Genomic DNA, 5,032 nt, shown 5'->3' with positions numbered 1-5,032 from the left:
GGCCGCGATGCTAGCCGCACCAAGTGGACGTTTTCGGTACGCCTCGGCGGGCCGCACTCCCGGCTGATCGCGGTGCGCTCACGGCGCGAAGCGATTCGTACCTGGGCCAGCCTGACGGCAGTGGGGCGGTTTGCCGAAGGGCTCGGCGTGCGAGGCTTTGCGGTGGAACTATGAAGTTTCGCGCCCGCGAAACTGGCCACGGCTTTTAGTTATCGAGAGCGTCGAGCAAATTTGCCCAAGTAGGGGCTTCCCCTGGCTTCGCGTTGTGAGGCAATGCAGGTTTAGGCTCAGGTTTATGCTCGATCAGCCGAAGTGATTGTTGCAGCTCTTGTATCTCTGCACGCAGCAATCGAACCTCTTCAACCAACGAGTGTAGGGCTGGGTGTAAGGCGTCCATTTCAGGTGTAGGGGAAGTGTAGGGCGAGGGTGTCGGGTCAAGTGTAGGGCGGTGTAGGGTGATCCCCTGTGGTTCGCCATAAACGCGGATCATTTCTGATAGGTCGATAACCTTTTGCCCTTTACCGTCTAGGCCAGCAGTTACGCGGCCTTTAGACACGGCCTCATGCAATGTTGAACGGTGTAAACCGTAGAGTTTTGCCATGCGGCCGATGGTTAATTTTGCCATGTAGGGCAGTGTCGGGTTCTGTCTGTAGGGTGCCCTACAGTCTACTGCTATTTATGAGACTTAACCGACCATTCCCTAACGCGGTCCGGTGGACCTTGTTGGCTACCGTGCTGGTAGGCAGCACAGCTGCCAGACCCACACGGCAGCTTGTGAAAGACACAGGGTTTGCGCTGGGCGAGCAAACGCAATATCTTTGGGTAATAGATACATAGCATTAAAACGAAAAAACCCTGCCAAGGCAGGGTTTCATTCGGGCCAGCGGCGACGGCAATCGCTCTGGCCAAGGTCTCGGGGAATCTCTGCTTTTCGGTGCGGGGAACGAGACCTGGTAAGCCAATTCTGTCGGGAAAACTCCCGTCTGTCCAGCTTCCAGCCTCCCCCGACACCTCTTCCCGACGCTTGGAATCAAGATGCTTTGGGCCCGGGAAGTAATAGCTGCCGATCAAGGGGATCTCTTCACGGCAGCCGGTATAGCCGGTTAGGTGCGACCCGCAAGGGCGAGAAGGCAATGGCAGGGCAGCGTAAAAACCCAACCACGGGCGCTGTCACTGTCCTAAAACCCACCAACCGCCAGACGCCGAAGAGGGCAGGGGGCGCAGTGGTAAACAATCCCCGAAAGTCTGGAACGCCTGTTGGGAGTGGGAGCCGGGTGGTCGCACCTGGAACAAAATCCTCACTGCGTGGAGTCATGCGAGACGCTTTTTTTAAAAGCCGATCGTAGGGGCTCCCACGCCAGTGGGAGCCATCAAGTGCGTCGCGTAGCCATCATTATTGCCGCCAGTGGGCGGCCTTAGACTGGCGTCAGCCATCATTGCTCGTGCTCTTGTCTCTCAGGGTTATTACCCGCTTTGGATCTTTCCCAGCGAGTGGGGGTCCCCCTTTAGGGGGTCGAGCTGGTGAGCGCGTAGCGCGAATGCTCTTGGCTTTTTGCCCTTTTGTACCTTTTCACCTTTATACCTCTCCTATTGGCGTTCTATTGCTGAAGCAATAGCCAACGCAATAGAACGACCAATAGAACGCCACATAGATAATCCAAGACAAAAGCAGAGCAACAGCGCGCCATCCCTACGGTCTGTCGTGGCCGCCCTGCGGGACGCCCAAACCTTCCGGGGGAGCGCCCCGTCAGGCTTTCAGGGTTCCGACTCGCTGCGCGAGCCTCCACCCTCTTTCCTCCCCTGCGCCCTGGACGGGCTTGTCTCGAAAATTCACCCGCGTGCGCGCCCGGCAAAGCCGGACCAACCTGCATTCTCCAATTGCGCGACGTCTCGTTGCGGTCCTTTATCCCTTTCTCTACTGCTACATCGCGAATCCAGGTTGGTCCGGTTTCACCTGACGCGCACGCAAGCGGTGCGGCCGGATGCTTCGCACCCTGATTCCGCCCTGAACGGGCTGCACCAGGGCAGAACGGAAAAATTCGGACTGGGGTCCATTTTTTCTCACCCCCCTCGTTGGCTCGGGTGATGTCTGTCCAGCTGTTTCCGCCGTCTTCGACGACGGTTTATCAGAGCGGCTAAGGCCGCTCTGGACGCGTTACCATGCGATTTTCGCTTGGGAGCAAACCTCATGCAGCGCTTAGCTAAACCTTCGGACTACGTCCGACAAGATATTCTCGGCCAATCGACCTATGTGCTTCCTTGGGAGCAGCGGCTGTGCCCGGGAAATCCTACGGATGATCCTGCGCTTGGCGCTAAGCTTTACAACGAGTTTGCCTGTGCTGCCGCTCAGGGTGTCATGCCGCGCTCATCAGCCGAACAGATGGCCGACATCGTTGATTGGGTCATAGCTACCCCTGGCGAAGCCGCGCGCTGTTTGGCTGCTGATCTCGCAGCGACATACCAGGGCAAGCATCAGTTTCGAATGGAAGATTTGGAGCTATGGGACGAGGAAACCAAGCCGCACCGAGCGCACCTGATTTTTCATAACGAGGATATTCGTGACTTGTCTGCTTCACGGGTGATGGCTTTGCGTGAGCGCCTAGCCTGCTGACTGAGCTCAAATTTTAGCCGCTAAAATTTGAGCCATGCAAACCAGTAATTTGTTAAATACCAGTCGTTGATGGACTGGTGGTGGCGATCCTGCTAGTCAGCTCAATGTTGTCAGAACAAAGCATGTCGGACTGATCTATTAGATCGTTTTGCTCATTCTCCAGGACGGCAATCTTCGTGGGATTTGGTGCGGAGGCGGCTTGTTCTTGATCAATCAAGGAGTCCAGTTCGGAGATCTGCATCAGCAGACGGCTACGGGCTACATCGTAGTTGGCCCATTTTCTGACAAAAGTCATAGCGGTAGCTCCAATGAGGTCTGGTTAAACCGAGCACGCACCTGTTTGGAGCCAAATCATGAAAAATGATTGATTAATGGCTATTTGGCGTCTCACCGGTACATCAAATACGTATTAAAAACGTATTAAAAGCGTATGAAGGGCTTATTTTTTTCGAGGAGAAAAGAAGCTAGTGCAGGATAGGCATCCGCGCCTCGTTTGTGCCACAAACTGCTGCTAATAGGACATTCATTAAATGCGATCCCTACAAAAATAAGCCTCATATTTGCCTCCTATACCTATGTGATACAATGAATACATGTATTACATAGGAGGCTACAGCATGGCGACTTCCATTCGACTGGCGCCCGAAACTGAGCAGCGCCTCGATTTCTTGGCGAGCAGTACCGGGCGTACCAAAGCGTATTACTTGCGTGAAATCATCGACCACGGCCTTACCGACTTGGAGGATTACTACCTCGCGGCGGAAGTCCTGGAGCGGGTTCGTAAAGGCCAAGAGGTCGTACACTCAGCTGCGGACGTAAGGAAGTCTCTTGGTCTGGACGATTGATTACACCGACACGGCCAAGACTCAGTTGCGCAAGTTGGATAAGCAGGCAGCCAAGCGCATCCTCGATTTTATGGATGAGCGGGTGGTTGGCCGTGATGATCCGCGCAGTACGGGCAAAGCCCTGACCGGCCCATTGGGTGGTTTGTGGCGTTATCGCGTCGGCGATTTTCGGGTGATCTGCGACATCCAAGATGGCGCCTTGCGGATTCTGGTGGTGCAGTTGGGCAACCGCCGTGAGGTATACCGGTAGTGAAGTAACTCACAAACAGAAAGGAACCCCCTCAATGCCTACGACCAACAACGACCTACCCAACCTAGCCAGTGACGATCCGTTGCAGCCTTTGATAATGGAGAGCTTGCGCAGCTTGATACTCGAAAGATCGGAGCCAATTACTTGGGAGGTTGGTGATACTTGGGTGGTGTACGACGGCGGAGAGTGGAGGATAGGGGCTGATGAATGGGCGACGCAGGATCAGGTCCGCGAGTTGATCGTCGCAACTGGCGGGGTGGTCAAGTTGAGAGACTACGCATAACACCGTTATCGTTAAATTTCCGTACAACTCCCACCAAGCGGCAGGTTTTCTGGTGACCATAAGACCAACACTATTAGCCGTCCTGCTTGAGGAGATTCAAGACCCAATGCAGCGCTGCCCTCAGGGCTTCACGTGCTAGCAGCTCTACCAACCATTGTGCTGCGGTTTTGAGACGTACCTTGTTCATGTATTCACCTCCATTAGTTCTTACTACTAAGGGAGACATAAGCAGCAGGACGTCACCGACAGCGCGCAATATGTAGGGCTAATTGATAAAAACGGTCGTACCGAGTCCTTATGAAAGCCCCCCTTACCGGGACTTGGTTCATGGCACTATCCAATGACTGGCCATTGGCTACACTCGGCCATCACCTACAAGGAGTCGTACCGATGGCGATTGAAGGCACCAAAGCACTGAAGACTGTCAGAAATGAGGCTCAGGCACAGGAACTGATAAACGAAGGCTGGTTGCTGCTGGGTCTGTTCGACCGCCAGGAGGGTACTGACCAGTACGTGGAGTACCACTTGGGTTTTCCTAAAGAAGCCACGAAAGGTCAAGCCGGTGTATTTCTGCCAAAACGGATGCGATCGGATGGCTAAGGTTGAGTTCCAATAACGCCGCTTATGTTCAAAAGGCCCCCACATTTGAGAGAGTGCTGGGGGCCTTTTTTTCTGGGCACGGAAACCACACCCCTCCTACACTGGTACGCCAGACCCCACCTCTGTGGTTTTACGCACTGTGGGCCACTGACTCGGATAAGGACGCCACCGCCATGCCGTTACCCGTCACGCCCTATTATGAGCGCCGTCTGCGCGACCTGCGCACGCTATCCCCTGCGGCTGCCGCACTGGCCGAGCGCATCGCCTTGGACCTGCAGCCGCAAATGCTGGCCACCTCGACCGAGACGTTGGAGGCGCAGTTACTGGATCACCTGCAGGAAGTGGCTGAGCAACAGACGCGTTGTGTGACTCGACTCTGGGACTGGTTAAACGCCGTGGTCAGCGCCGGAGCGCTGACGCCACCACAGGCGGCAGCGTTTGCC

At 55.1% G+C, this 5,032-nt stretch carries 7 protein-coding genes; 5 read left to right on the top strand and 2 right to left on the bottom strand.

Annotated elements, in window-relative coordinates:
* Positions 1–205 precede the first annotated feature (205 nt).
* The gene (locus tag ACP7BO_RS23715; protein ID WP_073510845.1) at positions 206–625 is read right to left on the bottom strand and encodes a hypothetical protein; all 420 of its coding nucleotides are present in this window, start codon (positions 623–625) and stop codon (positions 206–208) included.
* A 1,563-nt stretch (positions 626–2,188) separates the two neighbouring features.
* On the opposite strand from ACP7BO_RS23715, the gene ACP7BO_RS23710 reads away from it, so the two are divergent.
* Positions 2,189–2,611, top strand: a complete 423-nt coding sequence (locus ACP7BO_RS23710) for a hypothetical protein (protein ID WP_073510843.1) — start codon at positions 2,189–2,191, stop codon at positions 2,609–2,611.
* Between the two features lie 52 nt (positions 2,612–2,663).
* Here ACP7BO_RS23710 and ACP7BO_RS23705 read toward each other — a convergent pair whose 3' ends face one another.
* Entirely contained in the window at positions 2,664–2,906 is a 243-nt protein-coding gene (locus tag ACP7BO_RS23705) for a hypothetical protein (RefSeq protein WP_073510841.1), read from the bottom strand.
* A 322-nt stretch (positions 2,907–3,228) separates the two neighbouring features.
* Here ACP7BO_RS23705 and relB point away from each other — a divergent pair, with 322 nt between their 5' ends.
* The 4 genes from relB to ACP7BO_RS23685 all read left to right on the top strand — a co-directional run.
* Positions 3,229–3,456 (top strand): type II toxin-antitoxin system RelB family antitoxin, encoded by a 228-nt coding sequence (gene relB / locus ACP7BO_RS23700; protein WP_073510839.1) that lies wholly within the window; start codon positions 3,229–3,231, stop codon positions 3,454–3,456.
* Positions 3,440–3,706, top strand: a complete 267-nt coding sequence (locus ACP7BO_RS23695; RefSeq protein ID WP_073510837.1) for a type II toxin-antitoxin system RelE family toxin — start codon at positions 3,440–3,442, stop codon at positions 3,704–3,706. The genes relB and ACP7BO_RS23695 overlap by 17 nt, the downstream gene beginning before the upstream one ends.
* A 673-nt stretch (positions 3,707–4,379) precedes the next feature.
* The gene (locus ACP7BO_RS23690; protein ID WP_426212953.1) at positions 4,380–4,589 is read left to right on the top strand and encodes a hypothetical protein; all 210 of its coding nucleotides are present in this window, start codon (positions 4,380–4,382) and stop codon (positions 4,587–4,589) included.
* A 173-nt stretch (positions 4,590–4,762) separates the two neighbouring features.
* A partial coding sequence (locus ACP7BO_RS23685; protein ID WP_426212952.1) for a hypothetical protein occupies positions 4,763–5,032 on the top strand: 270 nt, incomplete at its 3' end.

Source organism: Pseudomonas sp. TWR2-1-1, from assembly GCF_049897045.1.
Taxonomy (GTDB): domain Bacteria; phylum Pseudomonadota; class Gammaproteobacteria; order Pseudomonadales; family Pseudomonadaceae; genus Aquipseudomonas; species Aquipseudomonas versuta.
The sequence above is the reverse complement of the archived record's forward strand: the minus strand, read 5'-3'. Positions and strand labels throughout refer to the sequence as shown.